Here is a 25959-nt window from a genome sequence, read left to right as displayed (position 1 = left end):
CTGTTGGCAGGGCGCTTCTGGAGGCGGTTTGGTGACATTATCGAGGGGTTTTTAACAGGCTTATCCACAGGAAGTGTGGAAATCTTCGCCGTCCGTGGGGCGGGCATGAAAAAGCCGCCGGTCATTCCGGCGGCCTTGGGTCGTGTTGCTGGTGCGCTGCCAGGCTACTTCTTCGGGTAATCCCGCTTGTCGTAGCCGGTATAGAGCTGGCGGGGGCGGCTGATCCGGTAGCCGTTGGTGATCATCTCGTTCCAGTGGGAGATCCAGCCAACCGTGCGTGCCATGGCAAAAATCACCGTGAACATGTTGGTTGGAATACCGATGGCCTTGAGGATGATCCCGGAGTAGAAGTCGACGTTGGGATAGAGCTTGCGCTCGATGAAATATTCGTCCTCCAGCGCGATCTGCTCCAGGCGCTTGGCGATCTGCAGTTGTGCGTCGTCGCCGACTCCCAGCTCTCCGAGGACCTCGTCGCAGGTCTCCTTCATCACCTTGGCGCGGGGGTCGAAGTTGCGGTAGACCCGATGGCCGAAGCCCATCAGCTTGAACGGGTCGTCCTTGTCTTTGGCCTTGTCGATGAAGCGCTGGATGTTCTCTTCCGAGTCGTCGCCAATCTCGTCGAGCATCGCCAGTACCGCCTCGTTGGCGCCGCCATGTGCCGGCCCCCAGAGTGCGGCGATGCCGGCGCTGATGCAGGCGAAGGGGTTGGCGCCGGTGGAGCCGGCCAGGCGCACGGTGGAGGTCGAGGCATTCTGCTCATGGTCGGCGTGGAGCATGAAGATACGATCCATCGCCTTGGCGATGACCGGATTGACCTCGTAGTGCTCGCACGGATTGCCGAACATCATGTGCAGGAAGTTTTCGGAGTAATTGAGGTCGTTGCGCGGATACATGAACGGCTGGCCGATGTTGTACTTGTGACACATCGCGGCCAGCGTCGGCATCTTGGCGATCAGGCGTATGGCGCTGACGTGACGCTGGTCGGCCTGGGTGATGTCGAGGTTGTCATGATAGAAGGCAGCCAGCCCGCCGACGACGCCGCAGAGAACGGCCATGGGGTGTGCGTCGCGGCGAAACCCCTTGTAGAAGTTGACGATCTGCTCGTGAACCATGGTGTGACGACCGATGGTATCCCTGAACTTCTCGTACTCCTTTGAAGAGGGGAGCTCGCCGAACATCAGAAGATAGCAAAGTTCGACGTAGTTGGAGTTCTCGGCCAGTTGCTCGATCGGGTATCCGCGATGGAGCAGTGTGCCGGCGGCACCGTCGATATAGGTGATGCCGGACTCGCACGAAGCGGTAGCGACGAAGCCAGGATCGTAGGTGAACAGGCCTTCTGCGGTCAGGCTGCGGACGTCGATGACATCAGGGCCGACGGTGCCGGGGTATACCGGCAATTCGATGGTGTTGTCGACACCATCGACCGATAATTTCGCTTTTCTGTCAGCCATGTAGGCCTCCTTTATCGTGACATAAGCCTTTGTCTTTACTGCCTGCAGGCGAAAAAAAGAGTTTGCCCACTATAGATTTCCGCAGGGGTTTGTCAATTCGCCTAGGTCGCGTTGACACCGTGGTTGCGGCGTTCGTCCCGGATTGTAGAAGAGGTGGCGGAGTGCCAGGGCAAGGAATGGCACCGGGGATGCCCGGGCCGAGTCGCCATCATACCCATCGAAGGGGGTGAGCCGACAGCGGCAAAAGAAATTTGGTTCGAGTGTCGACAACCCGCAAGCCGTTGGCGACGGGGGTGGACGGAGATTTTTCCTATGAGCGGCATGTGTGATGATTTGTCATACCGTTACCCAAACCCTATAATCTGCAACCGCACGATATGGCATCGTCAGCCGGTTGGGGCCGCATCGGAACTGCATCTTGCGACCGTGTCCAGCTTCTAAAAACCACCGCCCTGAACGGGCACGACCCGTTTGGGTTAAGAGAGTGTTTAAGAGCCGTGAATAGCAAACGTCCAGTAAACCTCGACCTGTCCACCATCCATTTTCCACTTCCCGCACTCACCTCTATCGCACATCGCATCACCGGCGTCATCCTTTTCGTCGGACTGATCTTCGGCTTCTGGGCGCTGGATGCTTCGCTCTCCTCTCCCGAGGGGTTCGAATCGGTGCGTAACGCGTTGGCGCACAATGTGCTGGCGAAGCTGGTTGCCTGGGGCCTGCTGTCGGCACTTGGCTTCCACTTTGTCGCGGGGATCAAGCACCTGCTGATGGATACCGGCTACGGTGTCGATCTCGAGGGTGGCAATCGCAAGGCGCAGATCACTGTCGTGATCAGTGCCGTTCTGGTGGTTCTGGCAGGAGTCTGGGTATGGTAACCAATATCACGAATCTGGGCCGCAGTGGCTTGTCCGACTGGCTGATCCAGCGGGTTTCCGCGGTGGTGCTGGCGCTCTATGCGCTGTTCGTCGTGGCCTACCTGCTGTTTCATCCGAACCTGGATTACGTTACCTGGAGCGGCCTGTTCTCCCAGACTTGGATGCGCATCTTCTCCTTGCTGGCCTTCATATCCATGGCCGCTCACGCCTGGGTGGGTCTGTGGACGGTTTCCACCGACTATCTCAAGCACACCGGTGTTCGCTTCGCCTTCCAGGCCATCGTGATTCTCGCCATCTTCGTTTTTCTGGTGTGGGGCGTTCAAGTCCTCTGGGGAGCCTGATCCATGTCAACCATGCGTAACCTGACTTTTGACGCCATCATCATCGGCGGTGGCGGTTCCGGCCTTAGAGCGGCGCTCGAGCTGGCCAAATCCGGCAAGAAGACAGCGGTACTTTCCAAAGTTTTCCCGACGCGGTCGCATACCGTTTCCGCGCAGGGCGGCATTACCTGTGCCATCGCTTCCGCCGACCCCAATGACGATTGGCGCTGGCACATGTACGACACCGTCAAGGGCGGCGACTATATCGCCGACCAGGACGCAGCCGAGTACCTCTGCTCGGAGGGGCCGAAGGCGGTATTCGAACTCGAGCATATGGGGCTGCCTTTCTCGCGTTTCGACAATGGACGCATCTACCAGCGCCCATTCGGCGGTCAATCCAAGGACTTCGGCAAGGGCGGTCAGGCCGCGCGCACCTGCGCCGCGGCCGACCGTACCGGACACGCGCTGCTGCACACGCTCTACCAGAACAACCTGAAGAACAACACGGTCTTCCTCGACGAGTGGTACGCCATCGACTTGGTCAAGAATGCCAACGGTGATGTCGTCGGCTGCATCGCGCTGTGCATCGAGACCGGCGAGATCGTGCATGTCAAATCCAAGGCGACCGTGCTGGCGACCGGCGGCGCCGGCCGTATCTATGCCTCGACGACCAATGCCCTGATCAATACCGGCGACGGCATCGGCATGGCGCTGCGCGCCGGGTTCCCGATGCAGGACATGGAAATGTGGCAGTTCCACCCGACCGGCATCTACGGCGCCGGTACGCTGGTGACGGAAGGCTGTCGCGGCGAGGGCGGCTACCTGATCAACAAGGATGGCGAGCGCTTCATGGAGCGCTACGCGCCCAACGCCAAGGATCTGGCCGGTCGCGACGTGGTCGCCCGCTCCATGGTCATGGAGGTTCTGGAAGGGCGCGGCTGTGGCGAAAATGGCGACCACGTCATGCTGAAGCTCGATCACCTGGGCGAAGAGGTGCTGATGAAGCGCCTGCCTGGCATCGTCGAGCTTTCCAAGACCTTCGCCCACGTCGATCCGGTCAAGGAGCCGATTCCGGTCACGCCGACCTGTCACTACATGATGGGCGGGATTCCGACCAACGTGCACGGCCAGGCCATCACTCAGGATGGCGATGGCAACGACCATATCATCAACGGTCTGTTCGCCTGCGGCGAGGCGGCCTGTGTCTCGGTGCACGGCGCCAACCGCCTGGGCGGCAACTCGCTGCTCGATCTGGTGGTATTCGGTCGCGCCGCCGGGATCTATATCGACAAGGCGCTCAGCGATGGCATCGAGTACCTCGACGCCTCGGCGTCGGACATCGAGCGGGCTACCAGTCGGCTGGCGCGCTGGAACGAGTCCAGCGGTGGCGAGTCCGTGCCCGAGCTCAAGGCCGAGTTGCAGAACACCATGCAGAATGCCTTCGGGGTCTTCCGGCAGGAAGACAACATGCAGGAAGGCGTCAAGAAGCTGGCGGAACTGCGCGAGCGCATCGGGCAGGCCCATCTGGGCGACAAGTCCGATGTCTTCAACACGGCCCGTGTTGAGGCCCTGGAGCTGGATAACCTGCTGGAGGTGGCCGAGGCTACCGCGATCGCGGCGCTCGATCGTAAGGAGAGTCGAGGCGCTCACTCGCGCTACGACTATCCGGATCGCGACGATGTCAACTGGCTCAAGCACTCGCTCTTCCATCCGGGCGACAAGACCGTGACCAAGCGTGATGTCAATTTCACGCCGAAGACGGTCGATACTTTCGAGCCGAAAGTCCGTACCTACTAAGGGGGTTGTCAACGATGTCCAATCTGCAGGTTTCCGTTTACCGCTACAACCCTGAAACCGACTCCGCTCCCTATATGCAGGAGTTCCAGATCGATACCCAGGGGCGCGATCTGATGGTTCTCAATATCCTGACCATGATCAAGGATCAGGATAGCTCGTTGGCTTTCCGTCGCAGCTGTCGCGAGGGCGTGTGCGGTTCCGACGGCATGAACATGAACGGCACCAACGGGCTGGCCTGCATCACGCCGCTGTCGGACGTGGTCAAGGACAACAAGCTGGTGCTGCGCCCGCTACCGGGGCTCCCCGTGATGCGCGATCTGGTTGTCGACATGGGGCTGTTCTACAAGCAGTACGAGCGCATGCAGCCGTATTTGCAGAACGATACCGCGGCACCCGCCATCGAGCGTCTGCAGTCGCCGGAGGAGCGTGACAAGCTGGACGGGCTGTACGAGTGCATTCTATGTGCCTGCTGCTCGACGTCGTGCCCGTCTTTCTGGTGGAACCCGGACAAATTCGTCGGTCCGGCCGGTCTGCTGCAGGCCTACCGCTTCCTGGCGGATTCGCGTGACAACGCCACCCAGGCGCGGCTGGCCGAATTGGAAGACCCGTTCAGCCTGTTCCGTTGCCGCGGCATCATGAACTGCGTCGCCGTCTGCCCGAAGGGGCTGAACCCGACTCGGGCGATCGGCAAGATTCGCGAAATGCTGTTGTCCAACGCGACCTGATCGTCAAAGGCGGTATCTACGACTTAAATCGTAGCGCTGGGCTTGTTATCATACCGCCACGCTACCGGCTGCGACCCGATGTCGCAGTCGGCCAGAGCTCAAGATGTCAGCCGGTGCCTCGCGCACCGGCTTTTAACGATCATGAAGACGCCTTGAATGGCATGGTCGTTGACCGTCTCGCGACGGTTCCGGAGTGACGCCGAGGCGCAGCTGCGACCGGCGCCGACAACACCCCATCAGTGTAGGGTGAACGAGAGATGCAAGAAGGCATAATGGAGTTGATGTGGCGCACTTCCCACATGAGCGGCGGCAACGCCCACTATGTGGAAGCGCTCTACGAGCAGTACCTGGATGATCCCGCGACCGTTCCCGATGAGTGGCGCCAAGCTTTCGAGCAGTTGCCACGCCTGGAAGGCTCTCCCTCCCAAGACGTTCCCCTCAGCCCGATACGGGAGCAGTTCTATCAGCTGTCGCGCGAACGTCGCACCCCGGCGACCGCCGCCACCGGCAGTAGCGAGAACCGCAAGCAGGTCAAGGTTCTCCAGCTGATCAACGCGTATCGATTCCGCGGCCATCAGCGCGCAAACATCGATCCGCTCGGCTTGCGCAAGCCCGACACGGTCCCCGATCTCGATCTCTCCTTCCACGACCTGACTCAAGCCGACATGAACACCGAGTTCCAAACCGGTTCGTTCTTTCTTGGCAAAGAGGAAGCGTCACTCAAGGAGATCGTCGAGGCGCTCGAGCAGACCTACTGCCGCTCGATCGGCTGTGAGTTCATGCACATCGTCAATACCGAAGAGAAGCGCTGGCTGCAGCAGCGTTTCGAGTCGGTGCGGTCCAAGCCGAAGTACAGCCAGAGCGAGCGCGAACACCTGCTCGAGCGGCTGACGGCGGCCGAGGGGCTGGAGAGCTATCTCGCTTCCAAGTACCCGGGCACCAAGCGCTTCGGTCTGGAGGGGGGCGAATCCTTCATCCCGATGATGGACGAGGTGATCCAGCGCAGCGGCAATTATGGCGTCAAGGAAGTGGTGATCGGCATGGCCCACCGCGGACGCCTCAACCTACTGGTCAACATCCTCGGCAAGAGCCCGTCGGAATTGATCGACGAGTTCGACGGCAAGAAGCAGATCGAGCAGGGCTCCGGCGATGTCAAGTATCACCAGGGCTTCAGCTCCAATGTCATGACGCCTGGTGGCGAAGTCCATCTGGCACTGGCGTTCAACCCCTCGCATCTGGAGATCGTCTCTCCGGTCGTGGAAGGTTCCGTGCGAGCACGCCAGGATCGCCGCCAGGACGACGACGGCCAGCAGGTCCTGCCGGTGGTGGTTCACGGTGACGCTGCCTTCGCTGGCCAGGGCGTGGTGATGGAAACCTTCCAGATGTCGCAGACCCGCGGTTACAAGACCGGCGGTACGCTGCACATCGTGATCAACAACCAGGTCGGTTTCACTACCTCGCGTGCCGACGATGCCCGCTCCACCGAGTACTGCACCGACATCGCCAAGATGGTTCAGGCGCCGATTCTGCACGTCAATGGTGATGATCCTGAAGCGGTGCTTCACGCGACCCAGGTCGCCGTGGACTATCGCAAGGAGTTCCAGCGCGACGTCGTGATCGACCTGGTTTGCTACCGTCGGCGTGGCCACAACGAGGCCGACGAGCCCTCCGGCACCCAGCCGCTGATGTATTCCAAGATCAAGTCGCACAAGTCGACGCGGACGCTCTACGTGGAGCAACTGATCAAGGAAGGCGTGCTGAACGAGGAGCAGGCCAAGCAGATGGGCGAGCAGTATCGGGACGACCTGCTGGCCGGCAACCACGTCGCCAACGCGCTGGTGAAGCAGCCCAACACCGGCTTGTTCGTCGATTGGACGCCGTATCTGGGGCACGAGTGGAGCGGTGATACCGATACCAGTTGCGATCTCGATCAACTGACCCAGTTGGCGCAGAAGATGAGCGAGATCCCCAACGGCATCGACGTTCAGCGCCAGGTCGCTCGGGTCTACGAGGAGCGTCGCAAGATGCTGGCCGGCAACCAGCCGCTCAACTGGGGATTCGCCGAGACGCTGGCCTACGCCACCCTGGTCGATGCCGGGCATCCGGTGCGCCTGACAGGGCAGGATACCGGTCGAGGCACGTTCTCTCATCGGCATGCCGTGGTGCACAACCAGGCCGACGCCTCGACCTATGTCCCGCTGCAGCATATCAAGGACGACCAGCCCGCCTTCGCCATCTACGACTCCTTCCTGTCGGAGGAGGCCGTCCTGGCATTCGAATACGGCTACGCAACGACCGCGCCCAATTCGCTGATCATCTGGGAAGCCCAGTTCGGCGACTTCTTCAACGGCGCTCAGGTGGTGGTCGATCAGTTCATCTCCTCTGGCGAGTCGAAATGGGCCCGTCTTTGCGGTCTGACGCTACTGTTGCCGCATGGTTATGAAGGGCAGGGGCCGGAGCACTCCTCCGCGCGCCTCGAGCGTTTCCTCCAGCTGTGTGCCGAGCACAACATGCAGGTCTGCGTACCGACCACCCCGGCGCAGATCTTCCATCTGCTGCGTCGCCAGGTGATCCGGCCGCTGCGCAAGCCGCTGATCGTGATGTCGCCCAAGAGCCTGCTGCGCCACAAGGATGCGACCTCGACCATGGAAGAGCTCGCGGAAGGGCGCTTCCAGATGGTCATCCCCGACGTCGGCGAACGGGATCCTCAGCAGGTCAAACGGGCCGTGCTCTGCTCGGGCAAGGTCTACTACGATCTCGCGACCTACCGGTCCGAAAACGAGCGTGACGACACGGCAATCATTCGTGTCGAGCAGCTCTATCCTTTTCCCAAGGACGAGCTATGGGAAGCGCTCAAGACCTATCCGAACCTGGAACAGGTCGTCTGGTGTCAGGAAGAGCCGCTCAATCAGGGCGCCTGGTATCAGAGTCAGCACCATCTGCGCCTGGTGGCGGGTATGGTGCGGGAGGGATTGGATCACAGCCTCAAGTTCGCGGGTCGTCCGGCTTCTGCCGCGCCAGCCGCGGGCTACATGTCTGTCCATGTGGCCCAGCAGAGCCAACTGGTCGACGACGCTTTCAACGCGTAAGACGCCTTGCCGCTGAGACAGGCGCGAGAGAAAAGAGACTAAGGATACGACATGGCTACTGATATCAAAGCGCCGACTTTTCCCGAATCCGTTGCCGAGGGAACGGTCGCCACTTGGCACAAGAAAGTGGGCGACAGCGTCGAGCGCGATGAACTGATCGTCGAGATCGAGACCGACAAGGTCGTCCTCGAGGTGGTGGCGCCCGAGGCCGGTACGCTCTCCGAGATCAAGATCGAAGAGGGCGACACCTGCGAATCCGAGCAGGTACTGGGCGTTCTCGGCGCGGCTTCGGAAGGCGGCAAGAGTGAAGAGAAGCCGGCCGCCGATGAGAAGTCGGAAGGCGAGGAAAAGTCGGGTAGCGAGAAGCCGGCGGCCAAGCCTGCCGCGTCCGGCAAGAGCTTCGAGGTCAAGGCGCCGAGCTTCCCCGAATCCGTGCAGGAAGGCACCGTCGCCAGTTGGACCAAGAAAGTCGGTGAAGCGGTCAAGCGCGACGAAGTTCTGGCCGAGATCGAGACCGACAAGGTCGTGCTGGAAGTCGTCGCCCCGGCCGACGGCGCGCTCTCCGAGATCAAGGTCGAGGAAGGCGAGGTCGTCGAATCCGAGGCACTGCTGGCCGTCTTCTCCGAGGGTGCGGGTGGCGAGGGCGACGGCGGGGCATCCGCTGAATCCGCCGGTGAACGGGACGAGGCTCCCGCCGCCGATGGTGAGGAAGATGCCAAGGTGGATGGCAAGATCCTGGCGCCTGCGGCCCGCAAGCTGGCGGCCGAGAACGATCTCGATGTCAGCAAGATCGAGGGTACCGGCAAGGGCGGTCGGATATTGAAGGAAGACGTGCAGAAGGCGGTCAAGGATGGCTCGGCGAAGAAGTCCGCCAAGCCGGCTGCCACCTCCGCACCGAAAGCGGCTGCAGCGCCGGCGGTCGAGGGCGAGCGTCCCGAGCAGCGCGTGCCGATGAGCCGTCTGCGCCAGACCATCGCCAAGCGCCTGGTCCAGGCCCAGCAGACTGCGGCCATGCTGACCACCTACAACGAGGTGGACATGAGCGCGGTGATGGCACTGCGCAGCGAATACAAGGACACCTTCCTCAAGGCGCACGACGTCAAGCTCGGCTTCATGGGCTTCTTCGTCAAGGCGGCGACCGAGGCGCTCAAGCGCTTCCCCGACGTCAACGCCTCCATCGATGGCACCGACATCGTCTACCACGGCTATCAGGACATCGGCGTCGCCGTCTCCACGCCGCGCGGTCTGGTGGTGCCGGTGCTGCGTGACACCGACAGCATGAAGCTGGCCGATGTCGAGAAGGCGATCGGCGACTTCGGCAAGCGCGGTCGCGAGGGCAAGCTCGGCATCGACGACATGCAGGGCGGCACCTTCACCATCACCAATGGCGGCATCTTCGGCTCGCTGATGTCGACGCCGATCCTGAACCCGCCGCAGACCGCGATCCTGGGAATGCACAAGATCCAGGAGCGGCCGATGGCAGTGAACGGCAAGGTCGAGATTCGCCCGATGATGTACCTCGCCGTCTCCTACGATCACCGCATGATCGACGGCAAGGACGCGGTCCAGTTCCTGGTGGCGATCAAGTCGCTGCTGGAAGACCCGGCGCGCCTGCTGCTGGATATCTGATGACCGGAGCCCGGACGCCTCGCGTCCGGGCCAGCGGATATTCGCACCGTCGCACACGAATTCGAAGACTGAACGTCAAACGAAGCGAACAGGAAACTTTTCATGGCCGATAAATTCGATGTGATCGTCATTGGCGCTGGCCCAGGGGGCTACGTCGCCGCGATTCACGCCGCGCAACTGGGCCTCAAGACAGCCTGCGTCGAGAAGTGGGTCAACAAGGAAGGCAAGACGGTTCACGGCGGTACCTGCCTGAACGTGGGCTGTATCCCCTCCAAGGCATTGCTGGAGACTTCGCACAAGTTCGTCGAGACGCGCGACCATTATGCCGAGATCGGCATCAACGTCGGCGATGTCGCCACCGACGTCAAGAAGATGATGGAGTTCAAGAACAGCGTCATCGCCAAGAACACCGGCGGTATCAGCATGCTGTTCAAGTCCAACGGCGTCACGGCGCTGGAAGGCACCGGCAAGCTGCTCGATGGCAAGAAGGTCGAAGTGACCGGTCACGACGGCAAGACCGAGACCTATGAGGCCGACAACGTCATCATCGCTTCCGGTTCGGTCCCGGTGAATATCCCGCCGGCACCGATGACCGACGACATCATCGTCGATTCCGCCGGTGCGCTGGAGTTCGCCGAGGCGCCCAAGCGGTTGGGCGTGATCGGTGCCGGGGTCATCGGCCTGGAGCTAGGTAGCGTTTGGAGCCGTCTGGGCAGTGAAGTCACCGTGCTTGAGGCGCTGGACACCTTCCTGCCGATGGTCGATCAGGCGATCGCCAAGGATGCCCAGAAACTGTTCAAGAAACAGGGGCTGGACATCAAGATGGGCGCGCGGGTGACCGGCTCCGAGATCAAGGGCAAGGGCAAGTCCCGTGAAGTCGTGGTCCAGTACACCGACAGCGAGGGCGAACAGGAACAGACCTTCGACAAGCTGATCGTCTGTGTCGGCCGTAAGCCCTATACCGAAAATCTGCTCGACGACGGCGCCGGTATCAAGCTCGACGAGCGCGGCTTCATCTTCGTCGACGACCAGTGCCGTACCAATGTTTCCGGCGTCTACGCCATCGGCGACGTGGTGCGCGGCCCGATGCTGGCCCACAAGGCCTCGGAAGAGGGCGTGATGGTCGCCGACATCATTGCCGGGCAGAAGCCGGAGATGAATTACGACGCCATTCCCAGCGTCATCTACACGGCGCCGGAAGTGGCTTGGGTCGGTATCAACGAGCAGCAGGCCAAGGAGCAGGGCATCGAAGTCAAGACCGGTGCCTTCCCGTTCTCGGCCAGTGGTCGCGCACTCGCGAACAACGCGCCGGAAGGGATGGTCAAGGTCATCGCCGATGCCGAAACCGACCGCGTCCTGGGTATCCACATTCTCGGCCAGCACGCCGGTGAATTGATCGCCCAGGGCGTGATCGCCATGGAGTTCGGTTCCAGTGCCGAAGATCTGGCGCTGACCTGTTTTGCACATCCGACGCTGTCGGAAGCGGTGCATGAGGCGGCGCTGGCTGTCGATGGACATGCCATCCACATGGCCAACCGCAAGAAACGCAAGTAAGTCGTTCTTCAGCGTTTCCTGCACTAGGTGCCATTCCCATGGAATGGCACGGGGGCGACGAGCCGATTGACCGGCTCGTTGCCATTCGAGTCACATGCAACCTAATGGCATGAATCGATGAACCTTCACGAGTATCAGGGCAAACAGCTGTTTGCCGATTATGGTCTTCCCGTTTCCAAAGGCTTCGCCGTCGACACGCCGGATGAAGCCGCGCAGGCCTGCAAGAAAATCGGTGGCGACAAGTGGGTCGTCAAGGCTCAGGTTCACGCGGGCGGCCGCGGCAAGGCCGGCGGCGTCAAGCTGATCAAGAGCCCGGAAGAAGCCAAGGCATTCGCCGAGCAGTGGCTGGGCAAGAACCTGGTGACCTATCAGACCGACGAGAAGGGTCAGCCGGTCGCCAAGATCCTGGTCGAGAACTGCACCGATATCGCCAGCGAGCTGTATCTGGGCGCGGTGGTCGATCGTGCCACCCGGCGCGTGGTCTTCATGGCCTCCACCGAGGGCGGTGTCGAGATCGAGAAGGTCGCCGAAGAGACGCCTGAGAAAATCCTCAAGGCCGAGATCGACCCGCTGGTCGGCGCGCAGCCGTACCAGGCACGCGAGCTGGCTTTCCAGCTTGGCCTGAACAAGGATCAGATCAAGCAGTTCACCAAGATCTTCCTGGGGCTCTCCAAGCTGTTCCACGACAAGGATCTGGCGCTTCTCGAGATCAACCCGCTGGTGATCACCGACGAAGGCAACCTCCACTGCCTCGACGCCAAGATCAACCTCGACGCCAATGCCATGTATCGCCACCCGGATCTGCAGGCGATGCGTGACCCGTCCCAGGAAGACGAGCGCGAGGCCCACGCCCAGGAGTGGGAACTCAACTACGTCGCCCTCGACGGTAACATCGGTTGCATGGTCAATGGCGCCGGTCTGGCCATGGGCACCATGGACATCGTCAACCTCAACGGTGGCAGCCCGGCCAACTTCCTCGACGTCGGCGGTGGTGCGACCAAGGAGCGGGTGGCGGAAGCGTTCAAGATCATTCTCTCCGACACCAACGTCAAGGCCGTGCTGGTCAACATCTTCGGCGGTATCGTGCGTTGCGACATGATCGCCGAAGGCATCATCGGTGCCGTCGAGCAGGTCGGCGTCAACGTGCCGGTCGTGGTGCGTCTGGAAGGTAACAACGCCGAGCTGGGTGCCGAGAAACTGGCCTCCAGCGGTCTGAACATCATCGCTGCTACCAGCCTGACTGACGCGGCTCAGCAGGTCGTCAAAGCGGCGGAGGGCAAGTAATGAGTATCCTGATCGACAAGAGCACCAAGGTCATCTGCCAGGGCTTCACCGGTGGCCAGGGGACTTTCCACTCCGAGCAGGCGATCGCCTACGGCACCAACATGGTCGGTGGTGTCACGCCGGGCAAGGGCGGCCAGGAGCATCTGGGCCTGCCGGTGTTCAACACCGTCAAGGAAGCGGTCGAGAAGACCGGCGCCGAGGCGTCCGTCATCTACGTCCCGGCCGCGTTCTGCAAGGACTCGATCCTCGAAGCCGCCAACGCTGGCATCAAGCTGATCGTCTGCATCACCGAAGGTATCCCGACGCTGGACATGCTCGACGTCAAGGTCAAGTGTGACGAGCTGGGCGTGCGCCTGATCGGCCCGAACTGCCCCGGCGTGATCACCCCGGGTGAGACTAAGATCGGCATCATGCCGGGTCACATCCACAAGCCGGGCCGTGTCGGTATCGTGTCGCGCTCCGGCACCCTGACCTACGAAGCGGTCAAGCAGACCACCGATCACGGTTTCGGCCAGTCCACCTGTGTGGGCATCGGCGGCGACCCGATCCCGGGCTCCACCTTCATCGACATCCTCGAGATGTTCGAGAAGGATCCGCAGACCGAAGCGATCGTGATGATCGGGGAGATCGGCGGCACCGCCGAAGAGGAAGCTGCGGCCTACATCAAGGCCAACGTCTCCAAGCCGGTGGTCTCCTACATCGCTGGTGTGACCGCACCTCCGGGCAAGCGCATGGGCCATGCCGGTGCGATCATCTCCGGTGGCAAGGGCACCGCAGACGAGAAATTTGCCGCGCTGGAAGATGCAGGCGTCAAGACCGTGCGTTCGCTGGCCGAGATCGGCGACGCGCTGAAGGCCGTGACTGGCTGGTAAGCTACGTCGCCATCCTTCGAGGCGTATCGTCTCGGCAACGGCCCGCCAGGGTTACCTGGCGGGCCGTCGTCGTTTTCGGCTGGGATTATTGCTCTGCGAGAGTCTTCTCCTGCGAGAGTCTTGTCCTGCGAGCGATGGGCCTGCCCGTGGTGGCGCCAGCGCGCGTCAGCCAGCCAGTCGAAAGCTGTTACGACCTTCTTGTTTGGCCTCCAGCAGGACACGGTCAGCCCGATTGACCGTATCCAGCGGCGCCTCCACCCTCGAGTGCTCGGCGACACCAATGCTCACGGTGATCGAAACGGGGATGTCGGTCACGGCAAACGTCAGGTTACGCAGATATTCGATGAGCCTGGCGACGATCTGACCCGCCTGCTCGAGAGAGGTGTTCTGCATCAGCAGCACGAACTCCTCGCCACCCCAGCGGCCACAGAGATCCCCCGCACGCATCTGATCGCGCAGCGAGTCGGCCAGGCTGACCAGGATGCGATCGCCGCCGTCGTGGCCATAGCGATCGTTGATCTGCTTGAAATGATCGATATCCAGCATCGCGACGCAAAACGGCTTGCCGCTCTGCGAAGCTTCCACGCCTGCCTGAATCAACTGCTCGTCCATCAGACGTCGGTTGGCCAGGCCGGTCAGCGGATCGTGGGTGGCGGCGGTCTTGAGTGCCTGATTGCGTTCACGCATCAGTTGCTGATAGCGATCCGAGATGCGCGACAGCTTGCGCTCCTTGTTGAGCTGGCGTTCGTACTGCTGCTTGAGACTGGCCAGGTCCGTCTGGGTGAACTGCTGATAGCCGTCGGCGATGTTCAGCAGTCGTTCCAGACGCTTCTGCTCATCGACATGGAGGCGGTAGAGCTGTCCCAGGGCGGCATGCAGGGGGTGGTCCCTGTGATCCGGCGCTGCCAGCAAGGCTTCGATCTGCTCAAGCAGGGGATGCATCGCGCTGGTCACGACGTCGCCTGCTTCGGTTCGATCGCGAATGGGAAGGTGCAGTCCTCGCGGAACTCCTCGGCCAGTTCGGCAATGCGCTCGTTTTCGGCATGGTAGCGCCAGTCGACGCTGACCGGCCTGCCTTGCCGATGGGCGTCTTCGAGAAGATCGAAGATGTCCATCATGGCCTTGACCGAGCTGGTGTTGAGGTAGACCAGTTGCAGCTCGAGCCGCAGCGGCAACCGGTTCTGTTCGAGGAACAAGCCGATCCAGCGGATGATCTGGTCGAACAGTTCGAACGCGTTCTCCGGGTAGGAGTCGCCTTGCATGGTCAGGCATCCCGTCTCCCAGTCACCACGGACGGTGGGTGTCGACTGGGTGCCTGAAATCTGGATATCGGCATTCATGGCGGTCGTCACGATCAAACGGTGGCAGTCAGGCTGAAGAATGCCTGACCGTTGGGCAGCGGTTGGAGGCGGGCTTGCAGCGGCAAGCTCGACTTGCGTGCCATATCGAGTAGCCCCAGCCCGGCACCGCGCGTCGAGTCGGTATCGCGTGGCTGGCGCAACTGGCGTTTGTAGGCTTGCTTGAGTTCGGCCTTGTCGAGTTCGCCGATCTCCTCGATCACCTTGGCCAGTTCGCGGCCATCGTCCGCTTCCACGAGGTTACCGGCGGAAACGGTGTAACGACCCGCGTCGTCTCGCCCCACGGCGACGGTGGCAGTCGCGTCGCGCTCTCCATACTGTCGTCGGCGCGAATAATGGCGGATGTTCTGCGTCATCTCGATATAAATCGCGAAGACATCCATCGACGACGAAAGCGCCGCCTGCTCGCTGTCGAGGTAGTTGCGCAGCGCATTGCCGATCTCCTCGATCAGGCTGCGCGAAATCGGGCCGTTGAAGCAGAGCATGACACGCTGCTGCTGATAGCTCTCCCGCATCGCTAATAGGTCCATGGTCTCTCCGGACGTGAGGTCGAGTATAGAGCGAATGGCTGCTCGAAGGCGGACAGGGTCATGTCGGCCTGCTGCCTGGGTCGGGTTGGAACACCAGCAGGGTGATATCGTCGCGCTGCGGATGAGTACCGCTATACGCCGCCAGCTCTTGTGCGAACGCGGCGACCTGGTCCGTCGGCGTCAGCGTGGCGTGGCGCGTCAGCATCTCGGCGAAGCGTTGGCGGCCGAAGCCGAAGCCGCGCTCGCCTCCCGCCTGATCCAGGAAGCCGTCACTGCAGAGCGTGTAACTCGCCCCGGGTTGCAGGGGCAGCTCGAGGTTGGCATAGCGCATCCGGCGCTTCTGCATCAGCGCCCGGCGCCCGCCAGGATGACATTCGAGGCGCTCGCCGTCAGCGACGTGAAGCGCCATCTTGGCGCCGGCGAATCGCATCCGGTGCTGGCGTTCGTCGATCCAGACCAGCCCCATGTCGATGTCGGTGGCGAGGTTGGCGGTGAGCGCTTCGCGCTGCAGCAGCTCGCGACACCGCGCGTCGACGTCATCGAGAATGGCGGCCGGGTCGGCGCCGCCGAGCCGCAGCACGGCATGATCGATGCTCGCCTTGACCAGCATGGTCATCAGCGCACCGGGGACGCCATGGCCTGCGCAATCGATGACTCCCAGCAGGTAGCCGTCCGGCGTGGCGTGGAAGATGAAAATGTCACCGCCGACCTGATCGCGTGGCTGCCACATGACTCCGTAGCGGTTGCCGAGTCGAGCATCCAGATTCTCGCCCGGGAGAATGGCGCGCTGTATCAGGCTGGCGTAGGCGAGCGACGACTCGATCTGGCGATGGGCCTGGCCCATTTCCTGGTTGGTCGCCTCCAGCGCCGCGGTGCGTTGGCGAACGGTGGCTTCCAGCTGCTGGGTATGACGCTCCACCTGCGCCGCCATGTCAGCGAACGCGCGCGACAACTCACCGATCTCATCGCTCCGCTGAACCGGTAGTCGGGAGTCGTATCTGCCGTCGGCGATCGCCTGCGCCGACTGTTTCAGTCGGCGCAGCGGTGCCAGAATCAGGCGCTCGCTGGTATAGATGAAGCCGGTCAACAGCAACACCATGAGCGCGATGGCGCCGAGGCTCAGCGGCCACAGCCAGTGGGTCGCGATCAGTTGGGCGCTTTGCCGATCCAGTTCCGTGACCATCAGCCAGTCGAGTTGGGGAATGTAGCCTACCGAAAGCAGGCGGGGGTGGCCGTCGAGGTGGGCGGTCAGCATGTATACGTCGTCGGGGTCGGCGACGGCGCGCTGGATCACCTCACGGAGCCCGGCGCGCTCGTCCTCGCCACCGAGAAGGGCCGCCAACTGCTGTCCCCGAGCGAGGTCACCGTTGTCCGCTTGCGCATTGAAAGCGATCCGTGATGCATCCGGATAGGCAAGTAACGCCCCCTGACGGTTGACGATCATCGGCGTGATGCCGTGGGCACGGGTACGAATGAACGCATCCAGGAATCGGCTCAGGTCGAGGCCGGTGCCGGCGATGCCCAGCGGCCGCCCGTCGCCGCGGATCACCACGTTGATCCACACCTTGGCTTCCTGCAGTTCGCGGTCAATGTTGACGTTGAGCGTATAGGATTGGCCGCTGGCGATGAGGTGCGAGTACCAGTTGTCGTCGGGGTCGTCCGCGCTCAGTCGGTAACGAGGCTGGCGATCGGTGGGCTCGTCGTCGCTGCTGAAGTAGTAATCCCCACTGGCGTCGACCACGGCGAAGTAGGTGTGATCCACGAACCCCTGGCGATAACTTTCGGCCTCGTCGAAGAAGCGCTGGCGCTTGGCGGGGTCTTGTTCGTCGGCCAGCCAGTCACGGGTAACCGGGGATTGGGCGAAGCGCTCGGCGAGTGCCAGTTCGCGGGAAATCGGCGCCAGGATGCGCTGCATCTGCAGCAGGGTGAAGTTCTCGGCATACGCCTGGGAGAACTGCTGGCGCACCGCGTCGATCGCCAGCCAACCGATCAGCAAGGCGGGTATCAGTGCCACCAGGCAAGCCGTCAATAGCGCGAGCGCTGATTTACCGCGTAATCCCCAACGAACGGCCATGGTCATCCTCGATCGACGATCCGCACGGGGCTTGTGCGACTGTCCGGTGGCGGAGAGTCACAGCGATAGGCGGCGTCATGGAGCCTCGAGCATGGCAGGAATCACACCATGACCAAGCATCGATTAATGTGGATTTACACGCGCTATTGGCGGTTTTGGTGAGGCGCCGCAGGGTCGTGGACCCTGCCGGCCGAGGTTCAGCGCGTCGAGGAGGCGCGCTGCTTGTTCATCATGCGCAGAAACGCTTTGCCTGCCGTGGCAATGAATAGCGGAAAGCCAGCCAGCAAATAGAAATAGTAGGTGACGAAACGCCAGATCAGGACGGCGGCGGCCGCGCTCTGTGCGCCGATCAGCGGCGTCAGCAGGGCCGAGGAGGTGAGTTCTGCACCGCCCGCGCCGCCGGGAAGGAAACTGAGCTGGCCGGCGGCCATGGAAACCATCTGCACCAGGAAAGTCCACGCCCAATCGATGTGCTGGCCGAGCCCCTGGACCACCAGGTAGAGAACGCTGTAACGGATCAGCCAATGCGCGCAGCAGAGCAGGAATACGGCGAGCAATAGCCAGCGCGGCAGCCGCAGCGTCTCTACCAAGGAGTTCCTGAAATGCAACAGGCGGCGGGCAAAGCCGAACCGTGAGCGGCGTTTGACGTTGAGCTTGGCCAGCCAGCGCCCGGTGATATGCATGACCCGCGCGTAGTGGGTCAGTGTCAGCCATAGCAGGACGAGAGCGGTGACCAGCAAGAGCGTGGGTAGTCCGACCAGCCAGCCGAGTTTCAGGTCAACCGCTTCGATCAGCACGTAGAGCGCGACGCCGATCAGGCCGGAGAGGAAGAACAGCAGGTCTGTCAACTGATCGACCGCGAAGATCGCCGATGCCTGAGCCGGACGGACACCGCGCCGGGCCAGCAGACCGAGCAGGGTCAGCGGACCACCGGTACCTCCCGGCGTGGCGCAGATGGCGAACTCGGTGGCCATGACGATGGAGAACGCTCGGATCTGGGAGAGTTTCCCCGCGCGCCCGGCCAGCAACAACCTCAGGCGCAAGGCATTGATGTTCCAGCAGATCACGACCATACCCATCATCAGCAGCAACTGCGAAGTAGGAAATCCTCGCAGTTCGGTGACGATGCCGCGTCCGCCGACCAGGATGGGTATTGCCAGCGCCGCCACTAGGCCCAGCGCGAGTAGCCACAGGATGCGCTTCATGCCGCGGAGCGATCCTTGTTCGCCGGTCCGGCGAGATTGGCTGAGGCGGGATCGGGGGCCTGGTCGAGCCAGGCCTGCTTGGTCAACGGCTGCCTTCCCGTCTCCAGCAGATGCTCCACGAGATGCAGCCAGTAGTCATGGGAGACCCGATGGCGCATATCCACGGGATGCAGCGCCAAACGCAACAGCGGTGCGTGCTGGAAACGGCGGTACTGGAGTGCACTGACAACTCTCGACATGCCGCGGCGCCAGGCGCTCCGGGCGCTCCACACGATGCTGGGCGCGTCCAGCGACGCCAGCGATGGCAAGCGATAGAGGTGTTGCAGATCGCTGGTGTAGGTGAACGGGCGTTGCTGCAAGGCCCTTCGGGTGCCTTCGCTCATCAGCCAGGCGGGGGCAACGAAACCGCCATGCGGCCAGCCGCAGGCGTCGAACTGGGCCATGCCTTCGTCGAGCAGGGCGCCGGCGCGATCCTGGTCGAGGGTGTAGAACTCCCCCTCCCAGGTGTAGATCCGGCGCATGTAGAAGTCCCGCAGTGAACGGGGCGCCGGGGCATCGTCCCGGTGAAAGTAGCCGTGCAGCGTCAGTTCGTCGCCTCGCGCCAGGCGATCATCGAGAACTCGGCGCAGCAGGTCGCTGTCGCGGCACTCGCCCCGGCCATGGAAGTTGGGGACGACGAGCCAGGTCATCGGAATGCGCTGGCCGAGCCGTTCGCCGAGACGATCGATCGCCTCGACGAACGGCTGGTAATCGGGCCAGGTTTCGGGGGCGATGTCGTGGAGCACCAGCGCGAAATGCGACTTATCCATGCTGGGAACCCTGCTGGGCTTCTCCCGCACCTTCGGTGGCGCTGGTCAGCCGTCGATAGTGGGAGAGCAGGCCGTCGATGACTACATCCCAATCGTGGTTGCGCTCCACGTAGCGTCGCGCGCGGCGCCCGGCTTGCGAGGCATCGTGGTTGGCGAACAGCTCCTTGACCGCGCGAGCCATGTCGGCGGGCGAATGGGGTTCGCTCAACAAGCCACAGCCCAGCGGCACGTTTTCGGCCAGAGCTCCTGCTCGGGCGGCGACCACGGGAATGCCGCTCGCCATGGCTTCCAGTGCCACCAGGCCAAAGGTTTCCTGGGTGCCCGCATGGACCAGCGCATCGCTGGAAGCCAGCCAGCTAGCGACCTCTTCGGTCGGGGTGTAACGGTCGATCACGCTGACATTGTCCGGCACCTGGCTGGGCATGCTCGGGCCAACCAGCAGCAGGTGGTAGCCCTTGCCCAGCAGCTGTGCGGTCTTCAGCAAGTCGTGGAGATTCTTCTCGCGGGAGCCGCGGCCGACGAAGATCAGCAGTTTCGTGGTCTCGTCGAGGTTCAGTCGCTCGCGCAGGGCCGCGTTCCGACGGCTCGGGTGGAACGTCTCCAGATCGACGCCCAGCGGCTGGATGGCAACCCGCTCGAGGCCGAGTCGGGTCAGCCGCTCGGCCATGACGCGGCTCGGTGCGAGGACCTGGTCGAAGCGGCGATAGAGCTGATAGACGTAGCGCTCGATCAGCTTGTCGGTGCCTTTGCCGAGTCGATTGCTGATCAGTCGAGGCAGATCCGAGTGGTAGAAGCCGACCACCGGTACGTCCAGCTTGCGGCCGGCGCGAAGCGCCGCCCAGCCAGTGACGTAGGGATCACCGGCCTCGATGATGTCCGGTGACAGGCGCACCAGTTCCCGTTCCCAGCCGCGACGCCGCAGCGGGAAGCGGTAACCTTGGCTAAACGGCAACGGCGGCGACGGTACCTCGTGGATGCCGTTGTGCGTGAAGAGCTGAGAGCCGGGGATCAGCAGGCTACAGGTGACACCAGGCAGCTTGGCGAGGCGCCGATGCTTGGCATCGAGATAAGTACGAACCCCGCCACTGGCGGGGGCATAGAACATCGTAACGTCGGCAATGTGCAACGAGCCGCTCCTCTTGAAGACTTCCCTGTCGATACGGCGCATTCCTGAGAATGGCGATGACTACATTGCAGTATATCGTTTTACTGCCACAGGGCGTTCACACCAAAGTGGTAGCCTGCCAGCGCCGTTCCCGGCGTCGGCAGGCCATTACCGCGTTCACTCGGCGGGCGCAGCCACCAGCGAACGCGTCGCTTCACGGGCTTCGACGAGCTTGACGCGCAGTGAGCCGCCGAGCTGGTAACGCAGCTCGCCGTCGATCCGAATGCGGCCTTCCTTGTCGTCGATGGCCATCTGGTTGCGGTCGCTGTGAATCAGCGGCGCCGGCACGAACGCCGTGGCGCCGTTGGCCGTCAGGCGAACGCGCATGCCACCACGGCGGATGTCGATGATATCGGCGTCGAAGACTTCACCCTTCTCGATGGTGGCGCCCAGATAGCGCACGTAGAGCCAGTCTTTGACGTCGCGCTCGGCCATTCGGTTCAGTCGGCGGCGTTCGGTCAACTGCTCCGTGAGTTGCTGGGTCGCCTCGGCGGGTGCCGCTTCGGACTTCAGCACTCGCTTGATCAGACGATGGTTGACCATGTCGCCGTACTTGCGGATCGGCGATGTCCAGGTGGCATAGGCGGGCAGGCCCAGGCCGAAGTGGGGCCCCGGCCGGGCCGACATGTTGGTGTAGCCCTGGAAGCGCCGCAGGCGGGCGTCCAGCCACGCATCCTCGCGCGCGTCCAGCGTGCGGCGAAGCTCCTTGTAGCGCGACAGTTCGGCGAGCTGCTCGCGCTCGACGGCGATTTCCTGGGTGGACAGGAACTCGACGGCCTGGTCGATCTTCTCCGGCTCGAAGGCATGGTGGACGTTGAAGATACCGTGGCCGATCTCCTTGGCCAGCAGGTCGGCGCAGCAGGCGTTGGCAACGATCATCGCCTCTTCGATCATGCGCTGACCGATGCGACGCTCCTCGATGACGATGCCCAGCACATTGCCGGCATCGTCGAGGTCGAACGCATAGTCCGGACGATCCTTGAACACCAGCGTGTTGGCTTCGCGCCAGGCCGCGCGGGCGCGGGCGAGGTCGGCCAATGTCTTGAGCTGCTCGGCGATGGGCTCGGCCGGCGCTGCGGTGTCGGACCGCTCCTCGAGCCAGTCGGAGACGTCGTCGTAGGCCAGGCGAGCCTGGGAGCGAATCGTGGCGGCGAAAAAGCGATATTCGCCCAGCGTGCCGTCGCGACCGACCTGCAGCCGGCATGCCAGCACCGGGCGATCCACGTCCGGCTTCAGCGAGCACAGGTCGTCGGCCAGCGCTTCTGGCAGCATGGTGATGTTCTGGCCCGGCAGGTAGACCGTGAAGGCGCGGGTGCGGGCCTCCTTGTCCGCCGGGTGGGACTCGCCCACGTAGGCGGTGGGGTCGGCGATCGCGACCGTCATCGTCCAGCCGTCGTCGGTCGCTTCCACCCGCAGCGCATCGTCCATGTCGCGCGTCTTCTCACCATCGATGGTGAAGAACGGCTCGGCGGTCAGGTCCTCGCGCACCAGGCCCTCGTCCTGCAGCGGCCACTCATCGGCCGCCGGCGGGCACTCCTGCTCGAGCGCATGGCGAGCCAGGGTGACGCGCCACGGCACTGCCGGGTCGTCGCTCTTGACCACCAACTCGTCGATCTGGGTGAAGAACCCCCGGTCGTCGGGGCGCAGCGGATGGCGAATCAGGCGCGCGACGATCCAGTCGCCGTCGGCGATGTCGGACTCTTCCAGCGAGCGCTTGAGGCGTGCCTTCAGCGACAAGTTGATGGAGGGGTGGTCGGGAACCACGGCCAAGCGGCCGTCGCGTTTCTGCACGCGAGCCACGAAGCGATCCAGCGATGCCTCGATCAGCGTCTCGGGGTCGGCCTGTTTCTTGTCGCCATCCTCCTTGATTACCGCTTCGATGCGGTCGCCGTGAACGACCTGCTTCATGGCGGGCGGCGGAATGAAGTAGGAAGTGCCGTCTTCGGCTTCGAGAAACCCGAAGCCCTTGTCGGTCGCCTTGATGGTGCCCTGGACACGCGGCGTATTGGCGCGGATGTCCTGCTTCAGCTGGGCCAGAAGAGAGTTGTTCTGCAGCATCGGATCGGATCGGTCGGTGGACGAGAGCGACACTATACGGATTCCGCGTTGGCCACGCCAATCACACGCCGCCGTCCCAGGGATCGTTGGACCTGGCACGTTCGGCCACAAGGGGGCGTGAGACCAAAGTCGCCCCCTATGGGTCTGGCAGATTGGTATTCGACTGGTTATGTTGGTGGTATTGAACTGGTATCACTCCATCACCTCGGGACCGATCTTCATGGCACCGACGCTATCGCGGCTCAAGCTGGACGCCGGCCGGTCGACGCCGCTCTATCGCCAACTGGCCCAGCAGCTGGTCGAGGCGATCGAAGCGGGGGACTGGGAGACCGGCGAAGCCTTGCCCTCGGAACGGGTCCTGGCGGAGTCGCTCAACATTTCTCGCATCACCGCGCGCAAGGCGCTTGACCGGCTGGTGGCACTGGGCCTGATCCAGCGCACCCATGGCTCCGGGACGTTCATCGCCCCGCGACTCAACCAGTCGCTGACGCGGCTGACCAGCTTTACCGAGCTGCTGGTTCAACGCGGCCACCGGCCCAGTTCGCGCTGGCTGAGCCGCTGCTCCGGGACGCCCACGGTGGAGGAGAGCCTGCGCCTCGGCTTGAACGCCGACCAGCAGGTCTCGCGGCTCCGGCGCCTGCGGCTGGCGGACGACGTGGTCGTCGCGGTCGAGGAGAGCTGCCTGCCGAGCCGGGTCCTGCCGGATCCCGAGAGCGTCACCCATTCGCTCTATCGCCATCTCGACGACCTGGGGACGCCGATCGTACGCGCCCTGCAGCACGTCTCGGCGATCAACGCCGACGCCGAGCTGGCGCAACTGGCGGAGGTGCCGCCCGCCCAGGCGCTGTTGATGATGACGCGCCTCGGCTATCTGGCCGACGGCCGCCCCGGGGAGCTGACGGTGACCTACTGTCGGACCGATTACTACGACTTCATGGTGGAGTTGACCCAATGAGATCGCACGAGCGGGAGACGACATGCTCTACGGCAATATTCTGACCCCCCGGGGCTGGCGACTGGGCACGCTGACATGGCGCGAGGGCCGGATAGCCGCCATCGACGGCGAGCCGGTCGACCCGGCCACCAACGCGCATCCTCGGTTGCTGCCGGGGTTCGTCGATCTCCACGTGCACGGCGGCGGCGGGGCGGACGCCATGGAGGGAGGCGACGCCGCGGCGGTCATGGCGCGGACCCACGTCCGTTTCGGCACCACCAGTCTGCTGGTGACCACGATGACGGCGCCGCTGCCCGACATTCGTCAGGCGCTGCGGGACATCGCTCGCATCATGGCTCGGCCTCCCTCCCACGCGGCGCGGCTGCTGGGCGTTCATCTCGAGGGGCCCTATCTCAATCCCGGCAAGCTGGGTGCGCAGCCGCCATATGCCCACCCCGGCGCGATCGCCGACGTCGCGGCGCTGATGGAACTGGCGCCGATCCGGCTGCTGACGCTGGCGCCTGAGCTGTCGGGCCATGCCACGCTCATCGGTCAACTCCGCGAGCGCGGTGTCCGCGTGCAGATGGGCCATACCCTGGGCAGCTACGAGGAAGGCGTGGCCGGACTCGAGCATGGCGCCCACGGCTTCACCCATCTGTTCAATGCCATGACCGGGCTCCACCACCGCAAGCCCGGCATGGTCGGGGCGGCGCTGGCGCACGCCGACTATGCCGAGATCATCCCCGATCTGCTGCACGTGCATCCCGGCGCCATCCGCACGGCGCTGCGCTGCATTCCCCATCTCTTCGGCGTCACCGATTCCACGGCCGCCGCCGGCATGCCCGACGGCGAGTACCGTCTCGGCGAGCAGCACGTCACCAAGTGCCTGGGCGGTGTTCGCCTGGCCGACGGCACCCTGGCGGGCAGCACGCTGACCATGGACCAGGCGTTGCGCAATCTGGTCCAGATCGGCCTCGAGCTGGACGACGCCTCGCGGCGACTGTCGCAATACCCCGCCGATTTTCTCGGTGAGACCGAAATAGGGCGGATCGATGTCGGCTGTCGGGCCGATGTCGTGGTCATGGATGCCGGCCTGGAGATCGACGCCGTCTATGTCGGGGGCGAACAGGCCCATCGCGGCCCGTCGGCCTCGACCCTGCCGCCGGCACCACAAGCGACCGGCGCGTCGCAGGAGAGAAACCGATGTCGTTGATGCTTCAAGAGGCGCAGAGCGCCCCGAATTGCCTGCGAGCCCAATGGCAGGCCAATGCCGCCATTCTCGCCGAGCTCGGCAGCTCCCTGCGCGGGGCGGACCTGCATGGGGCGCTGACGGTGGCCCGCGGCAGCTCCGATCACGCTGCTGCCTACTTCGCCTATCTCGGCATGAAGCACCTGGGGCTGCCGATGGCCTCGGTGCCGCCCTCGCTGACCACCGTCGCCGACACGCCGTGGCGGGTTCGCGGGCAACTGGCGGTGGCGATCTCGCAGTCCGGTGCCAGCCCCGATCTCATCGCGACGCAGCGGGCCCTGGTCGACGGCGGCGCGCGCAGCGTGGCGCTGGTCAACACGCCGAACTCGCCGCTGGGCGAGACTTCGGAGCACGAGATCGCGCTACACGCCGGCGTCGAGAAGAGCGTCGCCGCCACCAAGAGCTATCTGGCCACGTTGGCCGCCTGTGCGCACCTGATCGGCGCCTGGGCGGAGGACGACACGCTGCTGGCGGCGTTGAAAGTGCTGCCGTCGGCGCTCGAGACCGCAGCGCGGCAGAACTGGCAGCCAGCGCTGGACGCACTGGTCGATGTCGACAGATTGCTGGTCATTGGTCGGGGCGTGGGCCTTGCCGTGGCCCAGGAGGCTGCGCTCAAGTTCAAGGAGACCTGCGCCATCCAGGCCGAGCCGTTCAGTGCCGCCGAGGTCCGTCACGGGCCGATGGCGCTGATCGGCCCGGGCTATCCGGTGCTGGTGTTCGCGCCACCGGGTCCGGACCAGCCCGGGCTGCTGGAGCTGGCCGAGTGGCTGGCGGGGATCGGTGCCAGGGTGCTGCTGGCTGCCGACGAGAGCGTCGCGGCGCGCCAGTTGACGCTGGTCGACGCCGGTCACGACGACCTCCAGCCGCTATCGGTGATCCAGAGCTTCTATGTGATGGCAGCCGAACTGGCCGTCGCCCGTGGCGGCGATCCGGATCAGCCTCGCCACCTGCAGAAAGTGACGAGAACGCTGTGAGTCGTCG

The 25959-nt window shown here is 63.4% G+C and carries 21 protein-coding genes; 12 read left to right on the top strand and 9 right to left on the bottom strand.

Going from position 1 to position 25959, the window contains the following annotated elements; translation table 11 throughout:
- Positions 1–164: 164 nt before the first annotated feature.
- On the bottom strand, positions 165–1451 hold the full coding sequence (gltA, locus tag DOM56_RS16705) for a citrate synthase (protein ID WP_110710171.1): 1287 nt from the start codon (positions 1449–1451) through the stop codon (positions 165–167).
- Positions 1452–1948: 497 nt separating this feature from the next.
- Between gltA and sdhC the strand changes: the two genes are divergently transcribed.
- The 9 genes from sdhC (at position 1949) to sucD (ending at position 13596) form a co-directional block, all read left to right on the top strand.
- Positions 1949–2326 carry a succinate dehydrogenase, cytochrome b556 subunit gene (gene sdhC / locus DOM56_RS16700; protein ID WP_198655819.1) on the top strand — a complete coding sequence of 126 codons (378 nt, stop codon included), beginning with the start codon at positions 1949–1951 and terminating at the stop codon, positions 2324–2326.
- Complete coding sequence (gene sdhD / locus DOM56_RS16695; RefSeq protein WP_110710169.1) at positions 2320–2667, top strand: succinate dehydrogenase, hydrophobic membrane anchor protein; 348 nt, start codon at positions 2320–2322, stop codon at positions 2665–2667. Before sdhC ends, sdhD begins: the two co-directional genes overlap by 7 nt.
- 3 nt (positions 2668–2670) lie before the next feature.
- Positions 2671–4443 carry a succinate dehydrogenase flavoprotein subunit gene (gene sdhA, locus DOM56_RS16690; RefSeq protein WP_110710168.1) on the top strand — a complete coding sequence of 591 codons (1773 nt, stop codon included), beginning with the start codon at positions 2671–2673 and terminating at the stop codon, positions 4441–4443.
- A 14-nt stretch (positions 4444–4457) separates the two neighbouring features.
- Positions 4458–5168: a succinate dehydrogenase iron-sulfur subunit gene (locus DOM56_RS16685; RefSeq protein ID WP_110600699.1), complete on the top strand. Its 711-nt coding sequence runs from the start codon at positions 4458–4460 to the stop codon at positions 5166–5168.
- Between the two features lie 257 nt (positions 5169–5425).
- Positions 5426–8257, top strand: coding sequence for a 2-oxoglutarate dehydrogenase E1 component (locus DOM56_RS16680; RefSeq protein WP_110710167.1), 2832 nt, complete (start codon positions 5426–5428; stop codon positions 8255–8257).
- A gap of 51 nt (positions 8258–8308) precedes the next feature.
- Positions 8309–9886 carry a 2-oxoglutarate dehydrogenase complex dihydrolipoyllysine-residue succinyltransferase gene (gene odhB, locus DOM56_RS16675; protein WP_110710166.1) on the top strand — a complete coding sequence of 526 codons (1578 nt, stop codon included), beginning with the start codon at positions 8309–8311 and terminating at the stop codon, positions 9884–9886.
- Between the two features lie 102 nt (positions 9887–9988).
- Positions 9989–11440, top strand: a complete 1452-nt coding sequence (lpdA, locus tag DOM56_RS16670) for a dihydrolipoyl dehydrogenase (RefSeq protein WP_110710165.1) — start codon at positions 9989–9991, stop codon at positions 11438–11440.
- Between the two features lie 117 nt (positions 11441–11557).
- Complete coding sequence (gene sucC, locus DOM56_RS16665; protein ID WP_110600705.1) at positions 11558–12724, top strand: ADP-forming succinate--CoA ligase subunit beta; 1167 nt, start codon at positions 11558–11560, stop codon at positions 12722–12724.
- Positions 12724–13596, top strand: a complete 873-nt coding sequence (gene sucD / locus DOM56_RS16660; RefSeq protein ID WP_110600706.1) for a succinate--CoA ligase subunit alpha — start codon at positions 12724–12726, stop codon at positions 13594–13596. Before sucC ends, sucD begins: the two co-directional genes overlap by 1 nt.
- 165 nt (positions 13597–13761) lie before the next feature.
- Here the strand turns inward: sucD and siaD are convergent, their stop codons facing one another.
- From siaD to DOM56_RS16620, 8 genes are all read right to left on the bottom strand, one after another.
- Positions 13762–14550: a biofilm regulation diguanylate cyclase SiaD gene (gene siaD / locus DOM56_RS16655; protein ID WP_232822339.1), complete on the bottom strand. Its 789-nt coding sequence runs from the start codon at positions 14548–14550 to the stop codon at positions 13762–13764.
- Complete coding sequence (siaC, locus tag DOM56_RS16650; protein WP_110710163.1) at positions 14547–14936, bottom strand: biofilm regulation phosphoprotein SiaC; 390 nt, start codon at positions 14934–14936, stop codon at positions 14547–14549. Before siaC ends, siaD begins: the two co-directional genes overlap by 4 nt.
- A gap of 14 nt (positions 14937–14950) precedes the next feature.
- Positions 14951–15484 carry a biofilm regulation protein kinase SiaB gene (siaB, locus tag DOM56_RS16645; protein ID WP_110710162.1) on the bottom strand — a complete coding sequence of 178 codons (534 nt, stop codon included), beginning with the start codon at positions 15482–15484 and terminating at the stop codon, positions 14951–14953.
- Positions 15485–15542: 58 nt separating this feature from the next.
- Positions 15543–17558 carry a biofilm regulation protein phosphatase SiaA gene (gene siaA, locus DOM56_RS16640; protein ID WP_110710161.1) on the bottom strand — a complete coding sequence of 672 codons (2016 nt, stop codon included), beginning with the start codon at positions 17556–17558 and terminating at the stop codon, positions 15543–15545.
- Between the two features lie 197 nt (positions 17559–17755).
- Positions 17756–18763 (bottom strand): lysylphosphatidylglycerol synthase transmembrane domain-containing protein, encoded by a 1008-nt coding sequence (locus DOM56_RS16635; RefSeq protein WP_110710160.1) that lies wholly within the window; start codon positions 18761–18763, stop codon positions 17756–17758.
- Complete coding sequence (locus DOM56_RS16630) at positions 18760–19572, bottom strand: polysaccharide deacetylase family protein (RefSeq protein WP_110710159.1); 813 nt, start codon at positions 19570–19572, stop codon at positions 18760–18762. The genes DOM56_RS16635 and DOM56_RS16630 overlap by 4 nt, the downstream gene beginning before the upstream one ends.
- Positions 19565–20698: a glycosyltransferase family 1 protein gene (locus tag DOM56_RS16625; protein ID WP_110710244.1), complete on the bottom strand. Its 1134-nt coding sequence runs from the start codon at positions 20696–20698 to the stop codon at positions 19565–19567. Before DOM56_RS16625 ends, DOM56_RS16630 begins: the two co-directional genes overlap by 8 nt.
- Before the next feature lie 156 nt (positions 20699–20854).
- On the bottom strand, positions 20855–22795 hold the full coding sequence (locus DOM56_RS16620) for an exoribonuclease II (protein WP_110710158.1): 1941 nt from the start codon (positions 22793–22795) through the stop codon (positions 20855–20857).
- Between the two features lie 220 nt (positions 22796–23015).
- Here DOM56_RS16620 and DOM56_RS16615 point away from each other — a divergent pair, with 220 nt between their 5' ends.
- From DOM56_RS16615 to DOM56_RS16605, 3 genes are read left to right on the top strand one after another with little or no spacing between them, the layout of a single operon-like run.
- Positions 23016–23750, top strand: coding sequence for a GntR family transcriptional regulator (locus DOM56_RS16615; RefSeq protein WP_110710243.1), 735 nt, complete (start codon positions 23016–23018; stop codon positions 23748–23750).
- 22 nt (positions 23751–23772) lie between these two features.
- Complete coding sequence (gene nagA, locus DOM56_RS16610) at positions 23773–24942, top strand: N-acetylglucosamine-6-phosphate deacetylase (RefSeq protein ID WP_110710157.1); 1170 nt, start codon at positions 23773–23775, stop codon at positions 24940–24942.
- Positions 24933–25952: an SIS domain-containing protein gene (locus DOM56_RS16605; protein ID WP_110710156.1), complete on the top strand. Its 1020-nt coding sequence runs from the start codon at positions 24933–24935 to the stop codon at positions 25950–25952. Before nagA ends, DOM56_RS16605 begins: the two co-directional genes overlap by 10 nt.
- Positions 25953–25959 lie beyond the last annotated feature (7 nt).

Source organism: Salinicola sp. CR57 (assembly GCF_003206585.1).
In the GTDB taxonomy this organism is placed as follows: Bacteria; Pseudomonadota; Gammaproteobacteria; order Pseudomonadales; family Halomonadaceae; genus Salinicola; species Salinicola lusitanus.
Note: the sequence above shows the minus strand (reverse complement) of the source record. Positions and strands in the feature narration are given on the sequence as shown.

Excerpts from the sequence above, each read along its gene's own strand:
- gltA (WP_110710171.1), bottom strand. The coding sequence starts at position 1,451 with ATGGCTGACAGAAAAGCGAAATTATCGGTCGATGGTGTCGACAACACC.
- sdhD (WP_110710169.1), top strand. The coding sequence starts at position 2,320 with ATGGTAACCAATATCACGAATCTGGGCCGCAGTGGCTTGTCCGACTGG.
- sdhA (WP_110710168.1), top strand. The coding sequence starts at position 2,671 with ATGTCAACCATGCGTAACCTGACTTTTGACGCCATCATCATCGGCGGT.
- DOM56_RS16685 (WP_110600699.1), top strand. The coding sequence starts at position 4,458 with ATGTCCAATCTGCAGGTTTCCGTTTACCGCTACAACCCTGAAACCGAC.
- DOM56_RS16680 (WP_110710167.1), top strand. The coding sequence starts at position 5,426 with ATGCAAGAAGGCATAATGGAGTTGATGTGGCGCACTTCCCACATGAGC.
- odhB (WP_110710166.1), top strand. The coding sequence starts at position 8,309 with ATGGCTACTGATATCAAAGCGCCGACTTTTCCCGAATCCGTTGCCGAG.
- lpdA (WP_110710165.1), top strand. The coding sequence starts at position 9,989 with ATGGCCGATAAATTCGATGTGATCGTCATTGGCGCTGGCCCAGGGGGC.
- sucC (WP_110600705.1), top strand. The coding sequence starts at position 11,558 with ATGAACCTTCACGAGTATCAGGGCAAACAGCTGTTTGCCGATTATGGT.
- sucD (WP_110600706.1), top strand. The coding sequence starts at position 12,724 with ATGAGTATCCTGATCGACAAGAGCACCAAGGTCATCTGCCAGGGCTTC.
- siaC (WP_110710163.1), bottom strand. The coding sequence starts at position 14,936 with ATGAATGCCGATATCCAGATTTCAGGCACCCAGTCGACACCCACCGTC.
- siaB (WP_110710162.1), bottom strand. The coding sequence starts at position 15,484 with ATGGACCTATTAGCGATGCGGGAGAGCTATCAGCAGCAGCGTGTCATG.
- siaA (WP_110710161.1), bottom strand. The coding sequence starts at position 17,558 with ATGGCCGTTCGTTGGGGATTACGCGGTAAATCAGCGCTCGCGCTATTG.
- DOM56_RS16635 (WP_110710160.1), bottom strand. The coding sequence starts at position 18,763 with ATGAAGCGCATCCTGTGGCTACTCGCGCTGGGCCTAGTGGCGGCGCTG.
- DOM56_RS16630 (WP_110710159.1), bottom strand. The coding sequence starts at position 19,572 with ATGGATAAGTCGCATTTCGCGCTGGTGCTCCACGACATCGCCCCCGAA.
- DOM56_RS16620 (WP_110710158.1), bottom strand. The coding sequence starts at position 22,795 with ATGCTGCAGAACAACTCTCTTCTGGCCCAGCTGAAGCAGGACATCCGC.
- DOM56_RS16615 (WP_110710243.1), top strand. The coding sequence starts at position 23,016 with ATGGCACCGACGCTATCGCGGCTCAAGCTGGACGCCGGCCGGTCGACG.
- nagA (WP_110710157.1), top strand. The coding sequence starts at position 23,773 with ATGCTCTACGGCAATATTCTGACCCCCCGGGGCTGGCGACTGGGCACG.
- DOM56_RS16605 (WP_110710156.1), top strand. The coding sequence starts at position 24,933 with ATGTCGTTGATGCTTCAAGAGGCGCAGAGCGCCCCGAATTGCCTGCGA.